Here is a 25,880-nt window from a genome sequence, read left to right as displayed (position 1 = left end):
CGAACTTAGGAGCGCGCCGCTGAGACCCCGCTCAGGTCACGCAGTTTCCGCAGCGGCGAGCACACCATGACCGCCGCCGACGCCAGCACGCCCGCCGCGGCGATGTGCAGCGTCGCCCGCATGCCGAACGCGCCGGCCAGCGCGCCGCCGAGGAGGCTGCCGAGCGGGACGACCCCGAACACCAGCGTGTTGGTGATTGCGTTGACCCGGCCCAGCACCTCCGGCGGCGTGACGGTCTGCTGGAAACTCAAGCCGAAGACGCTCAGCACGATCACGCTGTAGCTCGTGAAGAACCCGGCGAGGACGTAGCAGGCGAGCGCCCAGCCGCGTCCGGTGAACGGGTAGAGCTGGTACGCCAAGCCGAACAGCACCGCCGCGCCCAGCAGCGCTCGCGCCTGGCCGATCCGCTCGCCGAGCCGGCGCGCCGTGAGCCCGGCCGTGAGGGCGCCGGTCAGCGACGCGGTGCCGAGCAGCCCGATCGCCCAGGGGGAGAGCCCGACGTCGCGGACGAGGAAGACGATCACGATCCCCAGGTGGGCCGACTGGAAGAAGCTCGTCGACGCGAAGTACGCGCCGATCGTCAGCAGGACCGGGTTGCCGCGAACCACCCGCAGCCCTTCGCCGATCTCGTGGAGGAGCCGGCGCTCCCGCGGTCGGGGGTGCACGTCGGGTGTCCTGATGCGGCGCAGCCAGAGAGCCGACCACAGGTAGCTGGCGGCGTCGACGGCCAGCGCCGTGGTGGTGCCCAGTGCCTGGACGATCAGCCCGGCGAGGCCGGGGCCCGCGACCGCCGCCATCGACCGGTTGGTCTGGAGCCGCGCGTTGGCCTCCGGCAGGTCTTCGCGGGAAACCAGCCGCGGGACGTAGGTCTGGTGGGCGACGTCGAAGAACACGCTCAGCAGCCCGACCCCGAGGACGACGACCAGCAGGTGCGCCAGCCCGAGCACACCGAACAGCGCGGCGACCGGGATCGACGTGATCAGCAGGGCGCGCCCGACGTCGGCGCCGATCAGCACCGGGCGGTGGCGCACGCGGTCGCACCAGGCGCCGATCTGCAGGCCGAGCACCAGGTACGGCAGGGTTTCCGCGGTCCGGAGCAGCGAGACCTCGAAGACCGACGCGCCGAGGGTGGTGGCGGCCAGCAACGGCACCGCGAGCACGTCGATCCGGCTGCCGAGCTGGCTCGCGAGGTCGGCGAGCCAGAGCCGCCGGAAGTCCGGCTTCCGCAGTACCCCCATGAATCCCAAGCTGGCAGAGGCGCGCAGCGAGTTCAAGAAAGTTGAGCCGATTAGACTCAAGGTGCACGGTCGGTAACAAGAGTTAAGATCAACGCGAGTTAGTCCTCGTACCTGCGCTGCGCGTAGCGAGGGGGTGCCCGGATGAGTGGCCGACGTACCTGGGGTTCCGTCGCCGTGACCGGGCTGGCGGGCTTCGCCACCGGACTGCTGGTCGCCGCGCTGCTCGTCGCCGGTCGCAGCACCCCGCGGCCCGTCGAAGTCGTCACCGCGCCGTCCACCTCCGCCACCCCGGCGGTGCCGGTCACCGTCACCGCGTCGGCGCCGCCGTCCACCGTCACGTCGGTCGAGACGTCGCCGCCGACCACCACCACCCGCTTCGTCGAGGTGACCGTGCCCCCGACGACCTCGACGACTTCGGTCACCCCGACCTCGACCTCGCGCGTGCTGCCGTTCACCGACGGCTGAGCGATGCAACCGTCCCGCCGCGAGCTCCGTCTCGACGGCATGCGCTGTCTTGCGTGGATCGCGGTGGGGGTCTTGGCCGTCACGGCCGGTTGTGCCGGACCGGAGACCGCCTGCCCGGCGATCGGCTACCTCACCGGTGTCGGCCTGACGGTCCCGGCGCCGGCGGGCATCACCCGCGCGACGCTCGAAGCGTGCTGGCGCGGCCAGTGCGTCACGGACCAGGTGGCGCTCTACCCCGAGACGTCCGCGGGCGCGACGACCTGCACCGGCTCCGGCCCGGACAGCTCGTGCGGGACGTCGATGATCCCGACCGGCGGCCTCCACGGCTTCGCCGGCATCCCCGGCCTGCCCGCCGAACCGGTCCGGATCACCGTCCGGTTCGACGACGGCAAGCCGCACACCGTCGACGTGACGCCGACGACAACCGAGCCGAACGGCCCCGCCTGTGGGAAGGCGGGGCCGCAGGTGCTGCTCGAGGTGGGCGCGGACCGCGAACTCCGGCCGCGTTAGCCGACGTCGCGGCGCCGCCAGCCGGCCAGCCCGGCGGCCAGCGCCACGACGGCGACCGCCGAGAGCCAGACGAGCGGCGTCGCGGTGAACTCCTGGCCGGGGAGCTTCGGCGGGTGCTGGAACGGCGAGACGTCCAGGACCGCCTGCGGCAGGTCGAGGACCGGCCCGAACAGGCTGAGCAGCAGCCCCAGCGCGCCGATCGCCCAGGCCGCGGCCGAGAACGCCGGCAGCAGCCCGAAGATCGCCACGGCCAGCGCGACCACCACCCACGCCGCGGGCAGCTGGACGAGCATCCCGGCGAGGACGTCGCCGACCGAGCCGCCGACGTCGCCGGTGCGCAGCCCGTTGGCCAGGCCCATGAACAGGCCGCCGGTCAGCAGCAGCAGCGCCGTGCCGAAGAAGGCGAACACCAGGTGGCTCCCGGCCCAGCGCAGCTTGCCGACGCTGGTGGCCAGCACCGGTTCGAGCCGGATCGCGGTCTCCTCGCCGCGCATCCGCAGCGCGGCCTGGATCCCGTACAGCGACGCCACCATGGCGAACATCCCGGCCATCGCGGCGAGGAACGCCTGCGTAAGCGCGTGGCTCCCGCCGAGCCGTTCGAAGATCTGCTGCGCCTGCGGGCTCGACCCGACCAGGTCGCCGATGCCGCTGGCGATCGAGCCGAACACCGCGCCGACGACCGCCGTCCCGATCGCCCAGCCGAGCAGCGGGCCGCGGTGCAGCCGCCAGGCGAGCGCGAGCGGCGACCGCAGGCCCGGCGCCGCCCTCGCCGGGCCCGGCCGCGGCGGCAGGATGCCGACGCCGACGTCACGGCGGGGCAGCAGCCAGTACCCGGCCGCGCCGGCGACGAGGGTCAGCGCCACCGGCAGCAGCAGCACCCACCAGCGTTCGCCGGCGAACGGCCGGATCTGCTGCACCCAGCCGATCGGCGACAGCCAGGACAGCCAGCGAGCGTCCACAGTGGAGTCCCCGGCGCCGCGGAGCAGGAACGCGGCGCCGACCACGGCGGTGCCGATCCCGTTGGCCGTGCGGGAGTACTCGGCGAGCTGGACGGCGATCCCCGCGACCGCGGTGAACACCAGTCCCACGAGCGCTTCCGACGCCCCGAAGGCGAGCGAACCGGCGGCGGGTAGGCCCGCGCCGATCATGGTGGCGACCTGGACGAGCCCGATCAGCACGCTCGCCCCGCCCGCCACCAGCAGCGACGCCGTCAGCGCCGCGTACCGGCCGACGACCGCGGACGCGAGCAGCTCCGCGCGCCCGGTGTCCTCTTCGGCGCGGGTGTGCCGGGTGACCGTGAAGACCACCATCAGGCCGATGAGCAGCGCGAGGAACCCGCCCATGCGCCAGGCGATGAAGCCGCCGGACGTCGTCACGTCGAACGGCGGCCCGTAGAGCAGCGCGTACGACGGGTTGGCGGTTGCCCCCGCCTGCAACGCGAGCCGGTCGGCCGGCGTCGGGTAGAACTGCGTGAACGAATTGACGGTGCTCGCCGGCACGACGCTGAGCAGCACGATCCAGATCGGCAGGATCACCCGGTCACGGCGCAGGGCGAGCCGGGCGAGGTGCCAGGTGCCGGCCAGTTCGTGCGCGGGCGCGACCTCGGCTTCGGCACGCGAGAGGGTCGCGGTCATTTCGCGCTCGCCTCGGTGGTGTAGTGCCGCAGGAACAGCTCCTCCAGCGTCGGCGGCTGGCTGACCAGGCTCCGCACGCCGACTTCGGTGAGCCGGCGCAGGGCCTCGTCGAGCGAGCGCGTCTCGACGTCGAACCGGACGCGGTTGCCCTCGACCTTGAGGTCGTGGACGTTGGCCAGCTTCGTGAGCCCATTCGGCGGCCCGGCCAGCTCGGCGGTGATGGACGTCCGGGTCAGGTGGCGCAGCTCGGCGAGGGTGCCGGACTCGACCGTGCGGCCGTTGCGGATGATGCTGACCTTGTCGCACAGCGCCTCGACCTCGGCGAGGATGTGGCTGGAGAGCAGCACGGTCCGGCCCTGCTCGCGTTCCTCCTGGATGGCGTACTGGAACGTCGCCTCCATCAAGGGATCCAGGCCGGACGTCGGCTCGTCGAGGATCAGCAGGTCCACGCGCGAGGCGAGCGCGGCGACGATGGCGACCTTCTGCCGGTTGCCCTTCGAGTACGTCCGCCCCTTCTTCTTCGGGTCGAGGTCGAACCGCTCGATGAGCTCGGCGCGGCGCTTCTCGTCGAGCCCGCCGCGCAGGCGGCCGAGCAGGTCGATCACCTCGCCGCCGGAGAGGTTGGGCCAGAGGTTGACGTCGCCGGGCACGTAGGCCAGGCGGCGGTGCAGGCTCGCGGCGTCCTTCCAGGGGTCGCCGCCGAGCAGCCGGACGTCCCCCGAGTCCGCGTGGAGCAGGCCGAGCAGCACCCGGACGGTGGTCGACTTCCCGGCGCCGTTCGGGCCGAGGAAACCGTGCACCTCCCCAGCGGGCACCTGCAGGTCGAGGCCGTCGAGGGCCTTCGTCCGGCCGAACGACTTGTGCAGGTCGATGACCGAAATGGCATTTTCCATGTCTCGGAAGCTACACTCGGTTCACGAAGTTGTGAAGTTAAGAAAATGTCTAGATTGAGTGATCTTGGGGGCGGGTTACGGGAGGATGGGCCGATGACGACGCCTGACACGAAGCGGGACGAAGACGCCGTCCGCCGGTACGTCGAGAGCCTCGGGCTCGTGCTCTCGCAGATCGGGATGCAGCGCATGTCCGCGCGGGTGTTCGCCGCGCTGATGACCACCGACGAGGGCCGGCTGACCGCCGGTGACCTGGCCTCGCAGCTGTCGGTCAGCCCCGCGGCCGTCTCCGGTGCGGTGCGCTACCTCGAGCAGATCGGCCTGGTCGCCAAGGAGCGGGAGCCCGGTGAGCGCCGCGACCACTACCGCCTCTACGACAACCTCTGGTACGCCACCTTCCTCAAGCGCGACCGCATGATCATCATGTGGCGCGACGCGGCCGAGAACGGCATCGACGCCCTGGGCGAGGACTCGCCCGCCGGGCAGCGGCTTGCCGAGATGCGGGACTTCCTGTCCTTCATGCTGGAGGAGCTCAACGGGATGTACGAGCGCTGGCACAAGCTCCGCGAGGAGAAGAACCGCTAGAGCGCGGCGAGCAGGGCGTCCGCGAGCCGGCCGGCGATCTCGGCCGGCTCGCGCTCTTCGAACGTGGCCAGGAACGCCTGCTGGAAGCACGCGCCGAGCAGCAGGGCCGCGACCGCGTCGACGTCGGCGCCCGCGCCGACCCGGCCCCGCGCCTGCTCGACCCGCAGGTACTTCGCGACGCCTTCGAGCAGCCCGCGCGGGCCGTGCCCGCCCAGGCGTTCGCGGTGGGAGCGCAGCAGCTCACGCGAGGAGAACACCGAGACGGCGATCGGGAAGCCTTCGAGGTAGAAGGCCAGGCCGAGCCGGGCGATGCGGACGAGGTTGTCCCGCAGCGGGGCCTGCCCGGGGTCCGCGATCAGCTCGGTCAGCGTCGCGCCGAGCGCCGGCAGTTCCTCGCCCAGCACGCTGAGGAAGAGGTCGGTCTTGTCGCGGAAGTGCTTGTAGAGCATCGCCTCCGAGTAACCCGCGGTCTGCGCGATGACCTTGGTGGTCGCGCGGGCGTAGCCCTGTTCGCGCATCACCTTCGCGGCCGCGGCGACGATCTCTTCGCGGCTTCCCATGCGAGCTCCTCAGCGGTTTCTCAGTGCGGTTAGTGAACACTCACCCTACCTGGTGAGTGTTCACTAACCGAGGAGGATCACCGTGAAGATCACCGTGCTGGGAGCGACCGGGGGTGTCGGCGGCGAGGTCGTCGAGCAGGCGCTGGAACGGGGGTGGCACGTCACGGCCGTGGTGCGCGACCCCGCCCGGCTGGCCGTGCCGGGGCACGAGCGGCTGGACGTCGTCGTCGCCGGGCTGCGTGACCACGAGAAGCTGGCGGGCGCCGTCGAAGGCCGCGACGCGGTGGTGTCGGCGCTGGGCTCCCGGCAGCGCGGGCCGACGACGGTCTGCGTGGACGGCGCCCGCGCGGCGATCGAGGCCGGGGCGAAGCGCCTGCTGGTGGTCAGCGCCAGCGGCATGCACACCGAGGGGGACGGCTTCTTCACCCGCAGGCTCGTGAAGCCGCTGCTCAACACCTTCCTGAAGCACGGCTGGGCGGACATGCTCGCGATGGAGGCCCTGGTCACGGCCACCGACCTGGACTGGACGGTCGTCCGTCCGCCGATGCTCCTCAATGGGCCCCGCACGGGCAAGGTCGCGAGCCGGCTCGACGGGAACGTCCGCACGTTCACCATCCGGCGCGCCGACGTCGCCGCCTACCTGCTCGACGCCGTGGCGGAGCCCACGTTGATCAGGACGAAAGTCTCGATCGCCCACGGCTAACGTCGAAGCATGCTCCTCCTCCTCGCCGCCCAGGCGCTGTACGTCAAGCGAACGACGCCGCGGCTGCCCGGCGCCGCCGGGCCGGCCGAGGGACTCGTGCCGGGCGCGGGGGAGCCGTTCCGCCTGGCCGTGCTCGGCGAATCCACAGTGGACGGCGTCGGCGCGCGGGACCACGAGGAGGCGCTCACCGGCTGCCTCGCCCGCGAGTTCGCGCGCCACGGCCGGGCCGTGCGCTGGCAGGCCGTCGGCCGGACCGGGGCCAACGCCCGGACCGTCCGCGCCGAGCTGGTCCCGCTGGTCCGCCCGGCCGACCTCGTGGTGGTCGCCCTCGGCGTCAACGACACGATCGAGCTCCGGACGGCCGCGGGCTACCGCCGCGACCTGCTGGCCCTGGTCGTCGAGCTGCGGCGGCGGCTCGGCCCGGTCGACGTCGTCCTGGCCGGGGTGCCGCCGATGTCGCGCTTCCCCGCGCTGCCGAGGCCGCTGCGGGACGTCCTGGCGGCGCGGTCGGCCGCGCTGGACGCGGCGGCCGCCGCCGTGGCCGGGGTGCCGGGCGTCCGGCACGTGCCGATGGACCCCGGGCTGCTCGACCCCGCGGCCTTCGCGTCGGACAACTTCCACCCGGGCCCGGCGGGGTACGCGCGGTGGGCGCAAACGCTTGCGAGCCCACTCTCCGTGATCAATTAGCCGCCCTGCGTCGATCTTCAAGAAATTCCGCCGGTTCGTGTATCTGGCGGTGCTCCCACTGCGTCCTGTGGAGCAGCCAAGCACGGAGATGAACGCGGCAGGGGGTGCCGGGTTCGACAGGAAACGCGGTGACCGGGAGCCGAGGGGGCTCCCGGACACCGTCGGCCGGGTGCCCTTCGGGGGAGGGGACATCCGGCGGGGCCCGTTGGGGAGCGGGCCCTTGAGGGAGGGGAGTACCGGTCGGCGTGGGTCCACCCGCCCGCGTCGGCCGGTACCTCCCGCCGACATTGACCGATGAGCGCGACCGACGAAGTAAGTGACTTGATGTATCCGAGATCCACCTGCACGCTCCTTCCCCCCGAAGGACCCGCGATACTGCCGAAGCCGACTCGAAGACTTTTCCGAAGAGGGGCAGATACGGTGACCGACGTGCAAACCACAGAGGTAGATCCGCCTTGGGAAGGCCTGACCGGCGCCGAGCTGCACGCCGCGTGCATGCAGGCCGCCCGGGACGGTGATCGCCGGGCGATGGACCGCCTCGTCGCGGAGCTGACCCCGCTCGTCTGGCACGTCGCCCGGGCCAACGGCCTCGACCGCTCGGTCGCCGAAGACGTCGTCCAGACCGTGTGGCTCGCCCTCTTCAGCCAGCTCGGGAAGCTCAGAGACCCCAAGGCGCTCGCCGCCTGGTTGATCACCACCACCCGGCGCGAGGCCACCCACCCGTTCGGCCGCCGCACGCAGCCCCTGCCGCTGAGCGACGAAATCGCCGAAGCCATGCCGAGCACCCAACCGGCACCCGAAGACGAAGCGATCCGCGCCGACCGCGACCGCCGGGTCTGGCGCGCTTTCGTCCGGCTGCCCGATCGCTGTCAGGAACTGCTGCGGCTCACCGTGCTCGCCGGCCGGGCCGAATACCAGCTCGTCGCGGAGGCGATGCGGATGCCCCGCGGCAGTGTCGGACCGACCAGAGGACGCTGCCTCGACCAGATGCGCGAACTCCTCGCCAGTGAAGGGGGAAGCCGATGAACGACGTCGGGGCGCCGGGAGGCCGAGCCTTCCAAGACGACGAAATCCTGCTGGCCGACATCGGCCGCTTCCTCGACGAACTGGACCCGCCGCCGGATGACCTGGTGCAGCGGGTCCAGTTCGCGCTCGCGCTCGAGGACCTCGACGTCGAGGTCGCCCGGTGGGAGCGGATGGACAACCTCGCCGGGGTCCGCGGCGGCGGCACCGGGACGATCACGTTCACCGTCAGCGACCTGACGGTGATGATCAACCTGACGAAGATGGGCAAGCTGCACCGCATCGACGGGTGGCTGGTGCCGGCCGGCCAGTACGGCGTCGAGGTGCGGGTCGCCGAGCACGGGACGACGTCCACGACCGCCGACGAAGGCGGCCGGTTCGTGCTCGACAACGTGCCGTGCGGGACCACGCAGATCCTCGTGCACCTCGGGGACGTGTCGTGCCGCCGGACCGTCGTGACACCGACGGTGGTCCTTTAACCCAGGAAGTCGGCCAGGGGGACGGGGATGAGCCCGTCCTTCTTCGCCTGTTCGACGAACGCCGTGTAGTCCTCCGCGAAGGTCTTGCGGAAGTGCATCAGCACGATGTCGCCGGGCCGGAGCTTGTCGCCGGCCTGGAACTGGACGTGCCCGTCGTTGACCGCGGCCGTCCAGAGCACGGCGGCGCGCATCCCGCACGCGGCCGCCGCGCGCAGCGTGTTCTGGTCGTAGTTGCCGAACGGCGGCCGGAACAGCGACGGCCGCACGCCGAGCCCGCGCTGGAAGTCGTCGGCGTCGTCGCAGATCTCCTTGCGCTGGAACTCGTAGGGCTTGCCCTTGAGGTTCGGGTGGTCGACCGTGTGGTCGCCGAGCGTCGCGCCGGTGGCGTCGAGGATCTGCTTGAAGTAGGCCTCGTGGCCCTTTACGTACTTCTGGTTCAGGAACAGCACCGGGTGGGTCCCGTTCTGCTGCATCAGCTTGAGCGCGTCGGGGTCCTTCACCGCGCCGTCGTCGATGGTGAGGAAGACGTACGGCTGGCCGGTGGTGATCCGGCGGACCACCGGGACCTGGCCGTTCGTCACGGCGGGTGCCTTCTGCTGGACCGTGCCGAACGGGTACGGCCCCGGCGTCTTGACCCCCGGGGCGGCCCCGGCGGCCGGGTTGGGCTGGCTCGTGCCGAACTGCCGCTCGGCCGGCTCGCTCGCCGAACACGAGGTCAGTGCCAGTGCCGCCGCGACCACCACCGCTGTCACGCGCTTCATCCACGCCCCCTCTCGAAAACTACCCGATCGGGTGACGTGGGGGCGGGGGGTGGCGTTGACCTCGTGTGGCCTGGGCCACCCCGTCAGCGCCCGGTTTCGGCCGCCTTGACGAGCTTGCCCGAGAACAGGCGGATGACCGCGCGCAGCCCGGCGGCGAGGGCGGGCCCGCTGCCCTTGACCGGCTCGGTGAACGACCCGGTCCACCGCAGGTGCGTGCCGCCGTCGGCGGTCGGGGTGAGGAGCACCTCGGCCCGGTAGTCCTTGATCGGGTTGGCGCCGAAGAACGTGTAGACGTGCTTGCGGCCGGGCTCGTACTCGACCGTCTCCTCGCGGATCAGCACCGGCCAGAGGCCGACCTCGCGGACGGCGCCGACGCCGGGGCCCGGCCGCTTCCAACGGGCCTGGACGATGAGTGGCTTTCCCCACTCCGCCCAGCGCGGCCCCTCGGCTTCGCGGGCGAACAGCGCCTCCGGTGGGGCCGTGCTCGTGCGGTTGACCTCGAAGGAGAACTTTCGGCCCACCGGAACCTCCCGCGTTGTTGACAGGTTGATAATTAATCGTCTCGCGCAGCGTAGGTCAAGATGGGGGCGTGAGCACGCCGCGCCCCGACCTCGCCGCGCCGCACTGGCTCGTCCAGCTCCTGCGCAGCAAGCCGGTCCCGGTGCCGTGGAACATGGTCGCCCGCGCCGTCGCCGCGCTGGCCGTGCCGCTCGCGGTCGCGTACGCGGCGGGCGACATCGCCGTCGGCGCGCTCGTCTCGACCGGGGCGCTGCCCGCCGTGCTGTCCGAATCGGCCGGCCCCTACCGGTACCGCGCCAGGAGACTCGGCGGCGCGACGCTCGCCGCGACCGCCGGGTACTTCGTCGGGCTGCTCACCGGCGGCACGCCCGCGCTGTCTGTCCCCGCCGTGATCGTGGTCGCCGCCGTTTCCGCGCTGATCAGCGCGGCCGGCAGCAACGCGTCCGTCGCCGGGCTGCAGATGTTCGTCTTCTGCGTGCTCGGCACCGGCCAGCACGCGACGGGCGTGCGCGTCGAGGTCCTGCTCGGCTTCTTCTGCCTCGGCGCGGCCTGGAGCTTCCTGGTCGCGCTCGTCACCTGGACGGTCCGGGCGACCAGCCCCGAACGCACCGCCGTCGCGCACGTCTACGTCGAGCTGGCCGCGATGCTCTCGGCGACCGACCCGGCCGTCTCCCGGGTGGCCCGGCACCGGCTGACCACGGCGATGAACACCGCCTACGACCAGCTGCTCACCGCGCGCTCGTGGCTGTCCGGCCGCGACGCCGCCTACCGGCAGCTGCTCAACCTGCTCTCGGCGACGACTCCCGCGGTCGAGGCGTCGGTCGCGATGGTCAACGCCGGCCGCCGCACGCCGCAGGAGGTCATCGACCACTTCGTCGCGCTGTCGGCGTCGGTGCTGGCGGGCCAGCCGCTGCCGGAACCGCCGCCGACGCCGCCGGACGACGCCGACCCGGTGCTCACCGCGCTGTACGCGGGCCTGGTCCGGATCGGCAAGGGCGACGACCGGAAGCGCCGCGAGCCGACGCCCTGGTACCGGCGCCTGCGGGCGTGGGCGGGCTCGCTCGCGTCCGGCCCGCTGACGTGGATCGCCGCGCTGCGGCTGACGCTGTGCGTCGCGATCGCCGAGGTCGTCGGCCTGCTCGTGCCGCTGGAGCGGTCGTACTGGATCACCCTGACCGTCGGCATCGTGCTCAAGCCCGACTTCGGCTCGGTCTTCGGCCGCGCGGTGCTGCGCGGAGCCGGCACGGTCATCGGCGTCGGGATCGGCGCCGCGGTGCTCGGCTTCGGCGGGGACGGCTGGGTGCTGGTGGTGCTGATCGCGGTGTTCGCCGGCGGCGTCGCGATCGGCAAGGTGCGCAACTACGGCGTCCAGAGCGCCTTCGTGACGCCGTTGATCATCCTGCAGATGGACCTGTCCCACAACGGGAACTGGAACGTGGTGCTGGCGCGGCTGATCGACACGACGCTGGGCTGCGTGATCGTCCTCGTCTTCGGCTACCTGCTGTGGCCGGGCAGCAGGCGGCCGCAGGTGGGCGGCCGCCTGGCCGGCGGGCTGGACGCCGTCGCGAAGTACGTCCGGTGCGCGCTGGTCGAGGCGTCGTCGGGCGAGGCGCGGCTGGCGCGGTCGCGTGCCCGGCGCGGGGCCTACCGGGCGCTGGCCGACCTGCGGACGGCGTTCCAGCAGGTGGTCGTCGAGCCGTCCGCGAACGGCCGCCAAGCGGTGGCGTGGTGGCCGGTCATCGCCGCGCAGGAGCGCGTCGCGGACGCGGTCACCGAGGTCGGTGTCACGATCGGGCGGGGCGTGCCACCGCCGGACCCGGCCGACGTCGAGCTGATCACGGCGGCCCTCGACGAGCTCGCCGCGGCCGTCCGCGAACAGCGTGAGCCGCGGTCGATGCCGCTGCCCGACGCCCCGCAGCTGTCCGGCGTGGTCGACCAGCTCGAGTCGGCGTTCGACGCCGTCCGCGGTCCCGACCTGGTGGAACACACGCCGTTGCGGCTCGTCCGGCGGTTCCTGCCCTACCACAGGCGCACGTGACGTCCGTACGGTTGGATGAGGACATGGGAATCGACTTCGAGGCACTGAAGGGCAAGGCCGAAGAGGCCCTGCGCGAGCACAACGACAAGATCGAGGACGGCCTGGACAAGGCGGGCGAGTTCGCCAAGTCCAAGTTCGCCGGGCACGACTCGCAGATCGACAGCGGCATCGAGAAGGCGAAGAGCTTCCTCGACAAGTTCGACGACAAGCCGGACGCCCCGCCGGCCCAGTAGTTACTGGACTTCGCCGGTCGCGATCCCGTCGGTGAGGCCGGTGATCCGGCCGCCGCGCTCGCCGAGCGCGATCAGGCCCTGCCGCGCGTCCGGGGCCGACAGGCTGATCCGGACGCCGGCGCGTTCGACGTCCAGGCTCGCCGCAAGGGCTTGCGCGCCTTCGTAGCCCGCGTTGATCGTGGCCGCCAGGCCGCCGGTCGACGCCAGCGAACCCCGCGCGGCGCCGAGCCGGCCGAGGGCTTCGTCGACGATCGGCAGCAGCGCGTCCCGGTTGCCTTCGGTCATCGCCCGGACGAGCTGGGGGTTCGAGCTCGCGACCCGCGTGCCGTCGCGGTAGGACCCGGCCGCCAGCGACATGGCCAGCGGGCCGCCCTCGGCGCCGATCGTGGCCAGGATCGCCGCGAACAGGTGCGGCAGGTGCGAAATCCGGGCGACGGCTTCGTCGTGGGACTCCGCGGGCAGCGGGACCACGTGCGCGCCGATGTCCAGCACCAGCTTCGCCACCTCGGCCCACGCTTCGAGGTCGGTGTCCTCCTCGACGGCGACCACCCAGGCCGCGCCCTGGAACAGCGACGCGTCGCCGGCCAGCCAGCCGGAGTTCGACGTCCCGGCCATCGGGTGCCCGCCGACGTACCGCGTGTACGGCACGCGACGGCGGACGGCGTCCAGGACCGGCGCTTTCACGCTGGTCACGTCGGTGAGCAGGCAGTGCGACGCGTGCTGGGAGACCAGGCGCAGCAGGTCTTCGACGGCCGGGAGCGGCACGGCGAGCACCACCATCGCGTCGTCGGCCGCGGCCCGGTGCAGGGCGGCTTCGACGTCCGTCGTGACGTCGTAGCCCGCTCTGCTCGCCGCGTCCGCGTCCCCTTCGGAAACCGCGGCGCCGAACGCCGTGCGGCCGCTGGCGGCCGCCGCGCGCAGCAACGACCCGCCGATCAGCCCGAGCCCGATCACGCATACGTCTCGCACGGGGTTCATCCTGCCAGTGCCGGACGCCCCACGGGCTACAGCGCGGCCGCGAGCCGCGTTCCCTGGTCGATCGCGCGTTTCGCGTCGAGTTCCGCGGCGACGTCGGCGCCGCCGATGAGGTGCACCGGGAGCCCGGCGGCGCGCAGTTCGTCGGCGAGGTCCCGCACGGGTTCCTGACCGGCGCAGACGACGACCGTGTCGACCTCCAGCAGCCGGGGCACGCCGTCGACGGTGATGTGCAGGCCGTCGTCGTCGATCCGCTCGTAGGTGACGCCCGGGATCTGCTCGACACCCTTGGCCTTGAGCGCGGCCCGGTGCACCCAGCCGGAGGTCTTGCCGAGCCCGGCGCCGATCCCGGACTTCTTGCGCTGCAGCAGGTACACCTGCCGCGGTGACGGTTCGGGCTTCGGCCGGGCCAGCCCGCCCGCGGCCTGTTCCGGGTCCGTGACACCCCATTCGGCCATCCACGCGTCGAGGTCGAGCGCCGGTGAACCGCGGTGCGTGAGGAACTCGCTGACGTCGACGCCGATGCCGCCCGCCCCGACCACCGCGACCCGGTCGCCGACCGGCTTGCCGTGCCGGACGACGTCCACGTAGGACAGCACCTTCGGGTGGTCGATCCCGGGCAGCGACGGCACGCGCGGCGCGACGCCGGTGGCCAGCACGACCTCGTCGAAGCCGGTCAGGTCCTTCGCGGCCACGCGCGTGCCGAGGTGCAGCTTCACCCCGGTCACCTCGACGCGCCGCTGGTAGTAGCGGATCGTCTCGGCGAACTCCTCCTTGCCGGGGATCTTCCGCGCGATGCCGAACTGGCCGCCGATCTCGTCGCCGGCTTCGAACAACTCGACGCTGTGCCCGCGCTCGGCCAGGGCGGTCGCGGCCGCCAGCCCGGCGGGCCCGGCGCCGACGACGGCGACGTGCTTCGACCGCCGCGTCGGGGCGAGGGTCAACGTCGTCTCGTGGCCGGCGCGCGGGTTGACCATGCAGGACACGAGCTTGCGCTTGAACGCGTGGTCGAGGCAGGCCTGGTTGCACGCGATGCAGGTGTTGATCTCGTCCTCGCGCCCGCTCTCGGCCTTCCGGATCCACTCGGGATCGGCGAGGAACGGCCGGGCCATCGACACGAGATCGGCGTCACCGCTGCTCAGCGCCTCCTCGGCGACCTGCGGCATGTTGATCCGGTTCGAGGTGACGACCGGGATGTCCACGTGCGGCTTGAGCTTCCCGGTCACCCAGGTGAACGCGGCGCGCGGCACCGACGTCACGATCGTCGGCACGCGGGCCTCGTGCCAGCCGATGCCGGTGTTGATGATGGTGGCCCCGGCGGCTTCGACCTCCTTGGCGAGCGCGACGACGTCTTCCCAGCGCTGGCCGCCCGGCACGAGGTCGAGCATCGAAAGCCGGTAGATGATGATGAAGTCGTCGCCGACCATTTCCCGCGTGCGCTTGACGATCTCGACGGCGAACCGGCGCCGTTTCTCCGGCGTGCCGCCCCAGGCGTCGGTGCGCTTGTTGGTGCGCTCGGCGAGGAACTGGTTGATCAGGTAGCCCTCGGAGCCCATGATCTCGACGCCGTCGTAGCCCGCTTCGCGCGCGAGAGCGGCACATTCGGCGAAGGCGCGGATCTGCTGACGCACGCCGTAGCCGGTCAGCGCGCGCGGCCGGAACGGGTTGATCGGCGCCTTGATGCTCGACGCCGACACGCTCAGCGGGTGGTAGGCGTACCGGCCGGCGTGCAGGACCTGCAGCGCGATCTTGCCGCCGGCGTCGTGGACGGGCGCGGTGAGCTGCCGGTGCTGGCGGGCTTCGGCGGACGTCGTCAGCTTCGACGCGAGCGGCAGCAGCCAGCCGGTGCGGTTGGGCGCGAACCCGCCCGTGACGATCAGCCCGACGCCACCGCGGGCGCGTTCGGCGTAGTACTCGGCCAGTTCGGGGAAGTGCGCGGCCTTGTCTTCGAGACCGGTGTGCATCGAGCCCATGAGGACCCGGTTGCGCAGGGTCGTGAAGCCGAGGTCGAGCGGGGCGAGCAGGTTCGGGTACGGGCTCATCAGGCGTCCTTGGTGGGGTGGAGGGCGGCGAGGACTTCGTCGAACCACTCGACCTGGCCCTCTTCGACGCGGATGCCGCCGCGCAGGACCAGGTACTGGTGCAGCTTCTGGCCGTGGAGGGCGGCGGGAGCGGGGAAGTCGCGTTTCTCGATCTGGCGGTAGACGTCGAGGCGCTCGGCGTGGGCGGCGCGGTGCCGGACGATTTCTTCGGCCACCTTCGCCGGGTCGCCGAACGTCGCGCCGCGGATCTTCACGGCCAGCTCGACCGGCCCGGCCGACGGGTCCGGCTCGGCCAGCCAGCGGACGAGTTCGGCGCGGCCGCTGTCGCCGACCGTGTAGACCTTCTTGTCCGGCCGCCCGGACTGCGCGACGACGTCGACGGCGACCCAGCCCGCCTCTTCCATCCGCTTCAGCACGCGGTAGATCTGCTGGTGGGTGGCGCTCCAGAACAGCCCGATGGACTTCTCGAAGCGGCGCGTGAGCTCGTAGCCCGAGCCGGCGCGCTCGGACAGCGAGACGAGGATCGCGTGCTCCAGTGCCATGCTTGGAGGGTGCTATGCAACGAGTTGCAGTGCAACGAGGCGCGCATCACTTCACCCACCCGGGTGGGATAAATCGGGTCGACGAATCGACGGAAAAGACCAGGATGGGAGGAGTGCACCCGGTACTCGAACTGATCTCCGAACGGATGGCGGCGGGCAGCGTCCCGGGCGAACGCACCGACGGCAGGCGCCTCGCGCTCGCCATCGAGGGCGGCAGCAGCCGCGGCACGTACTCCAGCGGCATGGTCCTCGCGCTGGACGAACTCGGTGTAACGCGAGCGTTCGACGCCGTCTACGGCTCGTCGGCCGGCGCCCTGAACGGCGCCTGGCTGCTCTGCGGCCGGTCCTCGACCGGCGTGCGGACCTGGTGGAACCCGGTCGTCATGCGCCGCATCATCAACCCGCTGCACACCTTGCGCGGCCGGGCGGTGATCGACCTCGAATACCTCGTCCACCAGGTCTATTCGGTGCTCGAGCCGATGGACTTCCCGGCGATCCTGGCCAACCCGGTGACGTTCCACCCGCTGGCCACGGACGCCGACACGGGGGCGTCGACCGACCTGCACCCCTTTCTGGCCGACGTCGACGCGATCAAGATCGCGCTCGCCGCGTCGTCCTGCATGCCGGTGCTGGCCGGGCCGCCCATCCCGATGGCGGGCCGCCGGTTCGTCGACGCCGGCGTGGCCGAGCCGATCCCGTACCGCACGGCCTTGGCCCAGGACGCGACCGACGTCCTGGTGCTGCGCACCCGGCGCGCCGACGAGCTGCCGCTGCCGCCGCCGCGCGTGCACGACGTCGTCGTGCCGCGGTTCCTGCGCCGCCAGGCGCCCGGCGCGATCGAGGCCTGGCGGGCCACCTACCGGCGGGACGTCGAGGACGAGGAGGTCCTGGCGTCCGACCCGCGCATCCTGAGCGTCCGCCCGCCCGCCGGGTCGCCGGACGTGGTGGTGCTGGAGCGCGACCCCGAGGTGCTGCGCAAGGCCGTCGACCTGGGCAAGAGCGCCGTCCTCGACGTGCTGGAAGAACTGCGCGAAGCGTCTTAGGGCTTGCGCGCGACGCCGCCGATCACGCGCGATTCGGACGGCGAGCCGGCGAACACCGTGTGCTCGTCCGGGTGCCACGCCGGCGCGTAGACGAGCCCGGGCGGGAGCATCGGCCAGCCGCCGAAGAAGCGTTCGAACTCGGCCATGGGCCGCAGGAAACCCGGGTTCGTCGTGGTCTCGTAGTACTCGAGCAGGTCGATCAGCGCCCGCCGCTCGTCTTCGTTGACCGGGTTCTCGTTCGTCATCTGGGAGAGCACGAGCAGCGAGCCGGACGGCAGCCGGTCGCGGTAGAACGCGAGCAGCTCGTCGGGGTGCTGCTCGTCCTTGATGAAGTGCATGACGGCGTTGATCACCAGGGCGATCGGCTCGCGCACGTCGATGATGGCCGAAGTGGTCACCCGCTCCCAGAGGTCCTCCGGCTGCAGGAAGTCCGCGGCGATGGCGTGGTGGCGCTCCGGGTCGGCGGTGTCGGCGAGCAGCAGCGTCGAATGCGCGAGCGCGATGGGCTCGTTGTCGATGTAGAGCACGCGCGTGTCGAGTTGCGTACTGGTGTCATCGGCGACTTCGTGGACGTTGCCCGCCGTCGGCAGGCCCGAACCGATGTCGACGAACTGCCGGATGCCGGCGCGCACGCACTCGCGGACCGCGCGGCCGAGGAACTGGCGGCTCGTCAGGCAGTACTCACCCATGAGCGGCAGGCGCTTGCGGACCATCTCGGCGAACTCGCGGTCGATCGCGTAGTGCGTGGTGCCGCCGATGAAGTAGTCGTAGATCCGCGCCGCCGACGGCCGGTCGAGGCTGCCTTCGACGGCCTTGAGCGCGTCGTCGTGGTTGATCATGATCATCCCTTCGTGGTCCATGCTGCCACGGGAACGATCACGCCGGGGCCGACGCGTCCCGATAGGCGTTCACGGACTGCGTCAACCGGTCGAGTTCGGCGCGCATCCGGGCCACGCCGGCTTCGTCCAGGCCCATGGCGTCCCCGATCACGGCGGGGATGCCTTCGGCCTTCTCCCGCAACGCCTTCCCGGTCTCGCTCAGGCTGACGCGGACCGAGCGCTCGTCGTCGGCCTGCCGGTTCCGGAGCACCAGTCCCGCGGTCTGCAGGCGCTTGAGGAGCGGCGACAGCGTGCCCGAATCGAGGTTCAGCTCGGCGCCGAGCTCCTTCACCAGGCGGTGGTCCTGTTCCCAGAGCGCCAGCATGACCAGGTACTGGGGGTAGGTCAGGTCGAGGTCTTCCAGGACGACCCGGTACAGCGACGTCACCGCGCGCGACGCCGAGTACAGCCCGAAGCAGAGCTGGTCGTCCAGCCGCAGCGATGCCATGGCGGCTCCTCTCTCGTAACTCTCCATGGTCCCCGACCAGGTGCTGCGTGGCAACTTAAGTGCCCTGCATCTCATTGGACGTCATTCAGTTGTGCACAACTCAGTTGCGAGCTACCTTCATGGCACCAGCTTGCTCCACCCGAGGAGGACGACATGACCGCCAACCCGCACAACCTGGCCCTCGAACCGGCCGCGCAGGCGTTCGCCGAGGCGACCGACCAGCCGCCGTACCTGTTCCAGCTGCCGCCGGCCGAGGGCCGCAAGGCCGTCGACGGCGTCCAGGACGGCGACGTCGCCATGGCCGACGCTTCGATCGAGGTCGTCAAGGTCCCCGGCGGTCCGACCGGCGAGGTCGAGACGCGGATCGTCCGGCCGGCCGGCGTCGAGGGCCCGCTGCCGGTGATCGTCTACATCCACGGCGCCGGCTGGGTGTTCGGCGACTTCCACACCCACCAGCGGCTGGTGCGCGAGCTGGCGGCCGGTGTCGGTGCCGCCGTCGTCTTCCCCGAGTACGACCGCTCGCCGGAGGCGCGCTACCCGGTCGCCATCGAGCAGAGCTACGCCGTCGCGAAGTGGGTCGCCGAGCACGGCGCCGAGCAGGGACTCGACACTTCGCGCATCGCGATCGCCGGCGACTCCGTCGGCGGCAACATGACCGCGGCGCTGACCCTGCTGGCCAAGCAGCGCGGCGACGTCACCTTCAAGCAGCAGGTGCTCTTCTACCCGGTGACCGACGCGAACTTCGACACCGAGTCGTACCTGGAGTTCGCCGAGGGCTACTTCCTCGGCCGCGAGGGCATGAAGTGGTTCTGGGACCAGTACACGACCGACCCCGCCCAGCGCGCGGAGATCACGGCGTCGCCGCTGCGCGCGTCGCTCGACGAGCTCGCCGGGCTGCCGCCGGCCCTGGTGATCACCGGCGAGGCCGACGTCCTCCGCGACGAAGGTGAGGCGTATGCGGCGAAGCTGCGTCAGGCCGGCGTGCCCGTCACCGCCGTCCGGTACCAGGGGATCATCCACGACTTCGTGATGGTCAACGCGCTTCGCGAAACCCACGCCGCCGAGGCCGCGATCACCCAGGCCATCACGGTGCTGACGCGGGCCTTCGAGCAGTGATTTCCCGGGGCAACTGAGAAAACGCTGAGCCCGACGCGCGTTGCGGCCCTATGACAGAAGTCACAGGGCCGCAACGCGCGTGGTCCGTCAAACGTGATATATACGCGACTCCCGTGATCCGGGCGCGCATTTCTGCCCGCCCGGAAGGACCGTTCCATGCACCTGAGCAGCATCCGGCTCGATTCGCCGGTCAACATGATCATCGCGGTCGTGCTGACGCTGCTCGCGATCATCGCGGTCCCGTGGTTCTGGGACCGGTGGAAGCGCAAGCGGCTGTGGCGCAGCGCCACGATCCTCCTCGCGGTCGCCTGCCTCGTGGTCACCACCGGCATGGCGGGCAACATGATCGGCGGGTTCTTCCCGACGGTCGGCTCGCTGCTCGGCACCGGCGTCTACTCCGCGCAGGGCACCGACGCCGAAGCGGCGCAGAACGGCGAGGACCTCGACAAGCTGCGGGACACCGGGGTCGCGCACGCTCGCGAAGGCAAGGGAACCGTCGTCCACATGAAGGTGAGCGGGCGGCGCACGAAGCTCACCCGCGACGTCACGGTCTACCTGCCCCCGCAGTACTTCGACGCGGCGTACAAGGACCTGCGGTTCCCGGCCGTCGAGTGGATCCCGAACTACCCGTCCGGGCCCGAGGTCTTCACCAGCGGCTACCACATGCCGGAGCAGCTCGACGCGGCGATCGCCAAGCGCGTGCTGCCGCCGACGGTGGTGATCGTCCCGGACCCGACGGGCGTGCCGAAGGTCGGCCACGACACCGAATGCGTCGACGAGGTCAACGGCACCGCGAACGACACGTACCTGACGGCGGACCTGCGCGACTGGGCGCTGCACAAGCTCGGCGTCTCGGCGAACCGCCAGGCCTGGACGATCGCCGGCTGGTCGTCCGGCGGGTACTGCGCGATGAACCTGGTGACCCGGCACCCCCAGTGGTACGGCCAGGCGGTCAGCGTCAGCGGCTACGAGAAGGCGCAGATCGACGCGGAGACCGAAGACCTCTTCCACGGGCGGCAGGACATCAACGACGCCAACAACGTCAAGATCAACGTCCGCCTGCACCCGTCGCCGGTGGAAATCCTGGCCATTTCGGGAGCCAAGGAGAACAACGAGAGTTCCGCGATCGACCAGATCCGCGCGGCCGCCCGGCAGCCGGTGCGGATTTCGTCGTGGCGGATCCCGGACGCCGGCCACAACATGAACACCTTCAAGTCCCAGATCCCGGACCTGCTGTCCTGGATCGGCGCGCGCACGGCGGCCCCGGCCCCGGCCGGGCGCCAGGTGGAGACCAGCGGCGGCGTGCTGCCGTGGCCCCTGCCCCGCTCCGGGGCGCACGGGGCCCTGGCGGACACGGACCAGTAGGCCGGGGGAGCGCTTTCAGCCGAGCAGCGCGGAGACGACCGCCGTCACCCGCCGGGAGCCGGTCGCGTAGTCGACCGAGCTGGGGTGTTCGGTCAGCACCACGACGATGTAGCGGCTGCCTTCGCCGAGCACGCCCGAGGTGTGCAGCATCCGCGTCGGCCGGCAGCACGACCAGCCCTGCTTGACCGCCCACGGCCGGTCACCCGCGGCGTCCGGGATGCCGAAGTACTGCCGGAAGTTGTCGGACCCCCGCTCGGTCGCGCCCTTCAGCGCGGTGAGGATCGCGGCGGGCGCGTGGTCGAGCACGTACTGGTAGATCCGCACGACGTCCTTCGCCGTGATCCGCGTGTCGCCCCAGCGACCGGGATCCGCGGGCGGCCGCGTGCCGGTGAGGCCCAGCTTCGTGGCCCAGCGCGTGACGATCGCCGGCCCGCCGTAGGTGCTCCAGAACTCGCTCGCGAGGGCGTCGTCGCTGCGGGACAGCATCCGCTGCACCTGCGCCGTGGGACCACCCCGGTCGAGCACGGAGAGGGCGATGAGCAGTTTCACGAGCGACGCCGACGTGTACCCGCGATCCGCGCGCACGGAGACGGTCGCCGCGCCGCGCTCGCGGTCGAACACGACGGCGCTGACGTTGCCCCCGGGCACCAGCCGGTCCAGCGCGGCGGCGTCCACCTGTGCCCCGATCTCGGGCTCGGACTGGGCCGGCTCGGACTTGGGCGGCTTGGACGGCGACGGACTGGGTGTCGGCTCCGGCTCCGGCTCCGCCGTGTCCGGAGTTTCCGTCATCGATGTCACGGCTTCTGCGACCGCGATCGGCTCAGTGGCCGCGCTCGTGCCATGACTCGCGGTGACGATCACCGCGCCGATTGCCCCCAGGCACAGCCCCACCAGAAAGACGCTGCTCAGCTTGCGCATGATCCGGATTGCCGGAAGTGCGCCTTGCTGTTCGCTGGATCGGGTGAATCTGTGGGATAGCTCTCGAATCGGGGTCGATCCGCGAACGGCCGGCGGTCCTGCGGGCAAGCAGGATCGTTTCGCTCCCCGTAGTGGCTGGGTACCCGGGTGCGGTGACGGTCGTCACCACCTGCTGGGAAGGACTGGAGTCATGGTTCACGCGAAAGGCGCACGCATCCGGGTCCAAGGACTGCAGCCGGCTCAGGTGCTGGCCGGGCTGACCGGGATCGCGTTCCTCGTGGTCGGCATCATCGGGTTCACCAGGACCGGCTTGGGGAACTTCGCCGGCCACAACGACGCCGGGTTCTGGCGGTTCTCCGGCAACCCGCTCACGAGCCTCGTCCGCGTCGTGACCGGCGTGGTCGGCCTGCTGCTGGCGTTCGGTTCGGGCCGCGCCCGGACGTTCGGCTGGCTGCTGTTCATCGGCTACGGCCTCTTGTTCGTCTGGGGCCTGATGATCGACGGGCTCATCTCGAACAACCCGTTCGCCAACGCCGGCAACCCGATGGACCTCGGGCCCGCCGACACCTGGCTGCACCTCGGCGTCGCCGCCCTCGGTCTGCTGATCGCCGTCCTGCCGGCCCGCCGCACCATCCTCGTCCCCGAGGACGAGACGGTCGACGAGCCGACGGTTGTCGAGCAGCGCACCGACCACACCGACCGCATCGATCGCACGGACACCACCGACCGCGTCGCCGACGAGCCGCGCCGCCGGTCGTTCCTGCGCCGTGACCACAAGGGGCGAGGCCCGGAGGTCACTCGTGAAGAGCGTCCGCCGGGCCTCGCCCACTAGCAGTTTCGGGGTGGCTCAGTAGGTGGTGCCACCGGAGGAGTTGCTGGTCCCCGCTCCACTGTCAGCCGCCGGAGCCTGGTTGGCGGTGGAGCTGGGGGTGGTGCCGACCTTGCAGCCGTTGGGCTCGATGACGAACCAGGTGCCGTTGACGCCCATGCCGTTCGCGTCGCCCGGCTTCAGGTCCTTCGCGAAGGTGTAGACCGGCCAGCCGCCGACCGTGACCTGCTCGGTGCCGTCGGCGCGCTTGACGCTGCCGAGCAGCTTCGAGTCGATGCCCTGCAGCTCGACCTTGCCGTTCGAGAGGACGGCAGGCCAGGTCTTGGCGCAGTCACCGTTGCAGGCGGACGTCTTGGCCTTCTTGGTGTCCTTCTGGAACAGGTAGAGCGTCATGCCGTTCTGGTCGACGATCGCGTCGCCGAGGCCGTCGATCTTGCTGGCGCTCAGCTTGACGACGCCGGCTTCGGTGCTCGCGGCCTGCCCGGCCTTGCCACCCTTGGCGTTGGCCGCGTACCAGGCCCCGCCGACGCCCTGACCGGTCGCGTCACCGGCCTTGGTGTCCTTGGCGTAGCGGTAGAGCGCCCACCCGCCGACGGTGATCTGCTCGGTGCCGTCGGAGCGCGTGACCTTCCCGACGAGGTTCTTGTCGACGCCTTGGACCTGAACGTCCCCGGTGGCCAGCATCGGCGGCCACGCCTTGGCGCAGTCCCCGTCGCAGTTGGACTTCGGCGGCTTCGCCGTGTCCTTGTCGAACCGGTAGAGGGTCATGCCGTTCTGGTCGGTGAGCACCTGGCCCACACTGGCGACGTCCGCGACGACCAGTTTGGATTCGTTCGACGCCGGAGCGGCGTTGCCCACCTGGCCGTTGCCGAGCTGGCCGCCACCGGTGCCACCCGCCGCCGCAGGAGCGACAACCGGCTGCGCAGTCTCGACACCCGAGCAAGCGGTGAGCATGGCCAACCCGGCTGCCGCAGCGGCGACGGAGACGGCAATGCGCGTGCGAAGCATGGAAGTTCTCCTTGTGTCCGTTGGGGTTTCCCGCCGCTCGGTGCGGCTGCCTTGATACCCACTACACGGACCCCCGCCGGGGGCGGTTCAAAGAATTTTCCCCAGGATCGGCCGGCGGCCGGACGGGTGGCAGACGGGGGCGGCTGAGCTGCGGACCGTCGGCTTCTGCGCCCAGGCGTGCGAGACGAGCCACCCTTGGCCTCAGCACCCGGGCGTGCGGAGCTGGAGTCGCCCGTCTGCGGTGCCGGCCGACTACTCCGAAGCGCCGTCCGGGCCCGGCTCGGTGCCGCCGAGCGCGCGGTCGACCAGCGTGGCCGCCGCGCCGGTGTAGCCGGCGGGGTCGAGCAGGTCGTCCAGTGCGGCCGGGGTGAGGACCTCCGTGATCGCGGGGAGCTCGTCCAGCACCTCCCGGAGCGGCCGGTCTTCGCGCACCGCTCGCTGCGACGCCTCGCCCAGCAGTTCCTTGGCCTTCGCCTTGCCGAGCAGCGGCGCGAGGACGGCGGAGAGCCGTTCGGAGACGATCAGCCCGTGCGTCGACGCCAGGTTCGCCCGCATCCGGTCCGGCTGCGCCGTGAGCCCGCGCGCCAGCTCGGCGGCGGTGTGCGCGGCGCCGCCGGTCAGCCGGAGGCACTCGCGGATCAGCTGCCACTCGGCGTGCCAGACCCCGGCCGAGCGCTCGTCCTCGGTCAGCATCGACTGCGTGACCCCCGCGGCCAGCACCGGCACCTGCAGCGCGGCCGACCGGATCAGCGTCGCGAGCACGGGGTTCCGTTTGTGCGGCATCGCCGACGAGCCGCCCCGGCCATCGGCGGCCGGTTCGGTGACCTCGCCCAGCTCGGTCCGGGTGAGCGTCGCGACGTCGACGGCCAGCTTCCCCAGCGCGCCGGCCGTGAACGCGAGCGCGCTCGCGAGGTCCACGACCGGCGTCCGCAGCGAATGCCACGGCAGCACCGGCGCGGCCAGCCCCGTCTCCTCGGCGAACGCGGCGGTCAGGCGTTCCGCATAGTCGCCCCCGCCCCCGCCCCCGCCCCCGCCCCCGCCCTCGTCGGCGAGGCGCGCGTACTCGACGTACGCCGCCAGCGTTCCGGCCGCGCCGCCGAGTGACACCGGCAGCCCGCCGTCGAGCACGCGCCGGATCCGGACGGCCGCGTCCAGCACCAGCTGCCGCCAGCCCGCGGCCTTGAGCCCGAACGTCGTCGGCACCGCGTGCGCCGTCAGCGTCCGCCCGGCCATCGTCGTGTCCCGGTGTGCGCGCGCCAGCTCGGCCAGCGCCTCGGCCGTGGCGTCGAGGTCCGCGACGAGCGGCCGCAGCGTCCGGTCGGCGACCAGCATCATCGCCGTGTCGAAGATGTCCTGGCTGGTCGAGCCGCGGTGCACGTACTCGGCCGCGTCGGGCGCGATCTCGCCGACGGCCGACGTCAGCGCCTTGACCAGGCCGACGACCGGGTTCGCCGTCGCCCGCGACCCGCGCGCCAGCTCGACGACGTCGATCCGCGCACTGCCCGCCGCCTCCGTGATCGCGTCCGCGGCCTCGGACGGCACCGTTCCGAGCCGCGCCTGCGCTCTCGCGAGCGCCGCCTCGGCGTCGAGCATGGCGCGCAACCAAGCCGCGTCGCCGGTCGACGCTTCGGCCGGAGTACCGGCCCGCACGGGGGAAAGGAGCCCGGAGTCGGGGTCGACGGTCATGGCGTCAGCATCGCACGCGTCCGCCCTCGCCGGCGGCCACGCAGCCGGTTCTGGCACGCTCTCCGGCCATGACTAGCGCCACGTCCACGGAAGACACCGAAGCCCGCGCGATCGCCGCCGAGCGGCTCACGTTCTTCTCGGAAGCCGTCGTGGCCATCGCGATCACCCTGCTCGCGCTCGAGCTGCCGCTGCCGGAGGGCGCCACCAGCGCCGAACTGCTGCGTTCACTCGGTGATCACCAGTCCGAATACATCTCCTTCCTGATCAGCTTCGCGGTGATCGGCGGCCACTGGCGTGCCCACCACCGCCTCTTCCACTACGTCACCACACTGGGCGGCGGCCTGATCCAGCTCAGCTTCGGCTGGCTGCTGACGCAGGTGATCATGCCCTTCGCCACCAAGGTGATCGCCGAAGACGGCGCGTTCGAATTCCGCTTCGTCTTCTACGCACTCGTGCAGGTCGTCGCGCTGACGTTGTTCCTCCTGATGGCCCGTCAGATCCAGCGGCACCACCTCTACCGCGCGGACACCCCGCCGGAGCTCTTCGGCACGGTCTACCGCGGGGTCGGCACGATGGCGATCGCCTTCGCCGTCTCGATCCCGGTCGCCTTCTTCACGCAATGGGCCTACGCCTGCTGGATCGTCATTCCCCTCGTGGTCAACCTCCTCTTCCGGTTCCGCCGCCGGACGGCGGAAGCCTGAGCCG

The 25,880-nt window shown here is 71.6% G+C and carries 28 protein-coding genes; 14 read left to right on the top strand and 14 right to left on the bottom strand.

Features of this window, described 5'->3' with window-relative positions; translation table 11 throughout:
- Window positions 1-5: 5 nt before the first annotated feature.
- Window positions 6-1,238, bottom strand: coding sequence for an MFS transporter (locus ACH54P_RS27810; RefSeq protein WP_489906285.1), 1,233 nt, complete (start codon window positions 1,236-1,238; stop codon window positions 6-8).
- Between the two features lie 141 nt (window positions 1,239-1,379).
- Here ACH54P_RS27810 and ACH54P_RS27805 point away from each other — a divergent pair, with 141 nt between their 5' ends.
- Both ACH54P_RS27805 and ACH54P_RS27800 read left to right on the top strand, forming a co-directional pair.
- Entirely contained in the window at window positions 1,380-1,703 is a 324-nt protein-coding gene (locus ACH54P_RS27805) for a hypothetical protein (RefSeq protein WP_489906284.1), read from the top strand.
- Between the two features lie 63 nt (window positions 1,704-1,766).
- Entirely contained in the window at window positions 1,767-2,213 is a 447-nt protein-coding gene (locus tag ACH54P_RS27800; RefSeq protein WP_489906283.1) for a hypothetical protein, read from the top strand.
- Here the strand turns inward: ACH54P_RS27800 and ACH54P_RS27795 are convergent.
- Window positions 2,210-3,847, bottom strand: coding sequence for an ABC transporter permease (locus ACH54P_RS27795; protein ID WP_489906282.1), 1,638 nt, complete (start codon window positions 3,845-3,847; stop codon window positions 2,210-2,212). The two genes, ACH54P_RS27800 and ACH54P_RS27795, sit on opposite strands and share 4 nt — an antisense overlap.
- The gene (locus ACH54P_RS27790) at window positions 3,844-4,740 is read right to left on the bottom strand and encodes an ABC transporter ATP-binding protein (protein ID WP_489906281.1); all 897 of its coding nucleotides are present in this window, start codon (window positions 4,738-4,740) and stop codon (window positions 3,844-3,846) included. The genes ACH54P_RS27795 and ACH54P_RS27790 overlap by 4 nt, the downstream gene beginning before the upstream one ends.
- 93 nt (window positions 4,741-4,833) lie before the next feature.
- Here ACH54P_RS27790 and ACH54P_RS27785 point away from each other — a divergent pair, with 93 nt between their 5' ends.
- On the top strand, window positions 4,834-5,322 hold the full coding sequence (locus ACH54P_RS27785) for a GbsR/MarR family transcriptional regulator (protein ID WP_489906280.1): 489 nt from the start codon (window positions 4,834-4,836) through the stop codon (window positions 5,320-5,322).
- Here the strand turns inward: ACH54P_RS27785 and ACH54P_RS27780 are convergent.
- A complete protein-coding gene (locus ACH54P_RS27780) occupies window positions 5,319-5,882 on the bottom strand; it encodes a TetR/AcrR family transcriptional regulator (protein ID WP_489906279.1) in 564 nt (187 codons plus the stop codon). The genes ACH54P_RS27785 and ACH54P_RS27780 overlap by 4 nt on opposite strands.
- Window positions 5,883-5,964: 82 nt before the next feature.
- Between ACH54P_RS27780 and ACH54P_RS27775 the strand changes: the two genes are divergently transcribed.
- The 4 genes from ACH54P_RS27775 to ACH54P_RS27760 all read left to right on the top strand — a co-directional run bounded on the left by ACH54P_RS27775 (window position 5,965) and on the right by ACH54P_RS27760 (window position 8,774).
- Complete coding sequence (locus ACH54P_RS27775) at window positions 5,965-6,585, top strand: NAD(P)-dependent oxidoreductase (protein ID WP_489906278.1); 621 nt, start codon at window positions 5,965-5,967, stop codon at window positions 6,583-6,585.
- Window positions 6,586-6,594: 9 nt separating this feature from the next.
- Complete coding sequence (locus tag ACH54P_RS27770) at window positions 6,595-7,272, top strand: SGNH/GDSL hydrolase family protein (RefSeq protein ID WP_489906277.1); 678 nt, start codon at window positions 6,595-6,597, stop codon at window positions 7,270-7,272.
- Window positions 7,273-7,692: 420 nt separating this feature from the next.
- Window positions 7,693-8,298: an RNA polymerase sigma factor gene (locus tag ACH54P_RS27765; RefSeq protein ID WP_489906276.1), complete on the top strand. Its 606-nt coding sequence runs from the start codon at window positions 7,693-7,695 to the stop codon at window positions 8,296-8,298.
- Entirely contained in the window at window positions 8,295-8,774 is a 480-nt protein-coding gene (locus tag ACH54P_RS27760) for a carboxypeptidase regulatory-like domain-containing protein (RefSeq protein ID WP_489906275.1), read from the top strand. The genes ACH54P_RS27765 and ACH54P_RS27760 overlap by 4 nt, the downstream gene beginning before the upstream one ends.
- Here the strand turns inward: ACH54P_RS27760 and ACH54P_RS27755 are convergent.
- Both ACH54P_RS27755 and ACH54P_RS27750 read right to left on the bottom strand, forming a co-directional pair.
- Window positions 8,771-9,535 (bottom strand): polysaccharide deacetylase family protein, encoded by a 765-nt coding sequence (locus ACH54P_RS27755; RefSeq protein WP_489906274.1) that lies wholly within the window; start codon window positions 9,533-9,535, stop codon window positions 8,771-8,773. The two genes, ACH54P_RS27760 and ACH54P_RS27755, sit on opposite strands and share 4 nt — an antisense overlap.
- 83 nt (window positions 9,536-9,618) lie before the next feature.
- Complete coding sequence (locus ACH54P_RS27750) at window positions 9,619-10,056, bottom strand: SRPBCC family protein (RefSeq protein WP_086673582.1); 438 nt, start codon at window positions 10,054-10,056, stop codon at window positions 9,619-9,621.
- Between the two features lie 68 nt (window positions 10,057-10,124).
- Between ACH54P_RS27750 and ACH54P_RS27745 the strand changes: the two genes are divergently transcribed.
- Complete coding sequence (locus tag ACH54P_RS27745; RefSeq protein ID WP_489906273.1) at window positions 10,125-12,092, top strand: FUSC family protein; 1,968 nt, start codon at window positions 10,125-10,127, stop codon at window positions 12,090-12,092.
- A gap of 23 nt (window positions 12,093-12,115) precedes the next feature.
- Window positions 12,116-12,325 (top strand): antitoxin, encoded by a 210-nt coding sequence (locus ACH54P_RS27740; protein ID WP_489906272.1) that lies wholly within the window; start codon window positions 12,116-12,118, stop codon window positions 12,323-12,325.
- Here the strand turns inward: ACH54P_RS27740 and ACH54P_RS27735 are convergent, their stop codons facing one another.
- The 3 genes from ACH54P_RS27735 to ACH54P_RS27725 are packed head-to-tail and all read right to left on the bottom strand — an operon-like array spanning window position 12,326 to window position 15,884.
- Entirely contained in the window at window positions 12,326-13,303 is a 978-nt protein-coding gene (locus ACH54P_RS27735) for a prephenate dehydrogenase (RefSeq protein WP_489906271.1), read from the bottom strand.
- Between the two features lie 26 nt (window positions 13,304-13,329).
- Window positions 13,330-15,342, bottom strand: coding sequence for an FAD-dependent oxidoreductase (locus ACH54P_RS27730; protein WP_489906270.1), 2,013 nt, complete (start codon window positions 15,340-15,342; stop codon window positions 13,330-13,332).
- Window positions 15,342-15,884, bottom strand: a complete 543-nt coding sequence (locus tag ACH54P_RS27725) for a PadR family transcriptional regulator (protein WP_489906269.1) — start codon at window positions 15,882-15,884, stop codon at window positions 15,342-15,344. Before ACH54P_RS27725 ends, ACH54P_RS27730 begins: the two co-directional genes overlap by 1 nt.
- Before the next feature lie 14 nt (window positions 15,885-15,898).
- On the opposite strand from ACH54P_RS27725, the gene ACH54P_RS27720 reads away from it, so the two are divergent.
- Window positions 15,899-16,927 carry a patatin-like phospholipase family protein gene (locus tag ACH54P_RS27720; RefSeq protein ID WP_489906268.1) on the top strand — a complete coding sequence of 343 codons (1,029 nt, stop codon included), beginning with the start codon at window positions 15,899-15,901 and terminating at the stop codon, window positions 16,925-16,927.
- Here the strand turns inward: ACH54P_RS27720 and ACH54P_RS27715 are convergent.
- Complete coding sequence (locus ACH54P_RS27715) at window positions 16,924-17,766, bottom strand: SAM-dependent methyltransferase (RefSeq protein ID WP_489916666.1); 843 nt, start codon at window positions 17,764-17,766, stop codon at window positions 16,924-16,926. The genes ACH54P_RS27720 and ACH54P_RS27715 overlap by 4 nt on opposite strands.
- Before the next feature lie 37 nt (window positions 17,767-17,803).
- The gene (locus ACH54P_RS27710; RefSeq protein WP_489906267.1) at window positions 17,804-18,253 is read right to left on the bottom strand and encodes a MarR family winged helix-turn-helix transcriptional regulator; all 450 of its coding nucleotides are present in this window, start codon (window positions 18,251-18,253) and stop codon (window positions 17,804-17,806) included.
- Between the two features lie 153 nt (window positions 18,254-18,406).
- On the opposite strand from ACH54P_RS27710, the gene ACH54P_RS27705 reads away from it, so the two are divergent.
- Together ACH54P_RS27705 and ACH54P_RS27700 are read left to right on the top strand one after the other, a co-directional pair.
- Complete coding sequence (locus ACH54P_RS27705; protein ID WP_489906266.1) at window positions 18,407-19,369, top strand: alpha/beta hydrolase; 963 nt, start codon at window positions 18,407-18,409, stop codon at window positions 19,367-19,369.
- A gap of 156 nt (window positions 19,370-19,525) precedes the next feature.
- Window positions 19,526-20,734 carry an alpha/beta hydrolase gene (locus ACH54P_RS27700; protein WP_489906265.1) on the top strand — a complete coding sequence of 403 codons (1,209 nt, stop codon included), beginning with the start codon at window positions 19,526-19,528 and terminating at the stop codon, window positions 20,732-20,734.
- A gap of 15 nt (window positions 20,735-20,749) precedes the next feature.
- On the opposite strand, the gene ACH54P_RS27695 is transcribed toward ACH54P_RS27700, so the two are convergent.
- Complete coding sequence (locus ACH54P_RS27695) at window positions 20,750-21,652, bottom strand: serine hydrolase (RefSeq protein WP_489906264.1); 903 nt, start codon at window positions 21,650-21,652, stop codon at window positions 20,750-20,752.
- Window positions 21,653-21,842: 190 nt separating this feature from the next.
- On the opposite strand from ACH54P_RS27695, the gene ACH54P_RS27690 reads away from it, so the two are divergent.
- Entirely contained in the window at window positions 21,843-22,484 is a 642-nt protein-coding gene (locus ACH54P_RS27690; protein WP_489906263.1) for a DUF4383 domain-containing protein, read from the top strand.
- A 15-nt stretch (window positions 22,485-22,499) separates the two neighbouring features.
- Here ACH54P_RS27690 and ACH54P_RS27685 read toward each other — a convergent pair whose 3' ends face one another.
- A complete protein-coding gene (locus ACH54P_RS27685) occupies window positions 22,500-23,489 on the bottom strand; it encodes an SCO0930 family lipoprotein (RefSeq protein WP_489906262.1) in 990 nt (329 codons plus the stop codon).
- Window positions 23,490-23,741: 252 nt separating this feature from the next.
- The gene (locus tag ACH54P_RS27680; protein ID WP_489906261.1) at window positions 23,742-25,175 is read right to left on the bottom strand and encodes a nitrosuccinate lyase; all 1,434 of its coding nucleotides are present in this window, start codon (window positions 25,173-25,175) and stop codon (window positions 23,742-23,744) included.
- A gap of 68 nt (window positions 25,176-25,243) precedes the next feature.
- Here ACH54P_RS27680 and ACH54P_RS27675 point away from each other — a divergent pair, with 68 nt between their 5' ends.
- A complete protein-coding gene (locus ACH54P_RS27675; RefSeq protein WP_489906260.1) occupies window positions 25,244-25,876 on the top strand; it encodes a TMEM175 family protein in 633 nt (210 codons plus the stop codon).
- Window positions 25,877-25,880 lie beyond the last annotated feature (4 nt).

This window comes from Amycolatopsis sp. N2S4-7 (assembly GCF_058119595.1).
The sequence above is the reverse complement of the archived record's forward strand: the minus strand, read 5'-3'. Positions and strand labels throughout refer to the sequence as shown.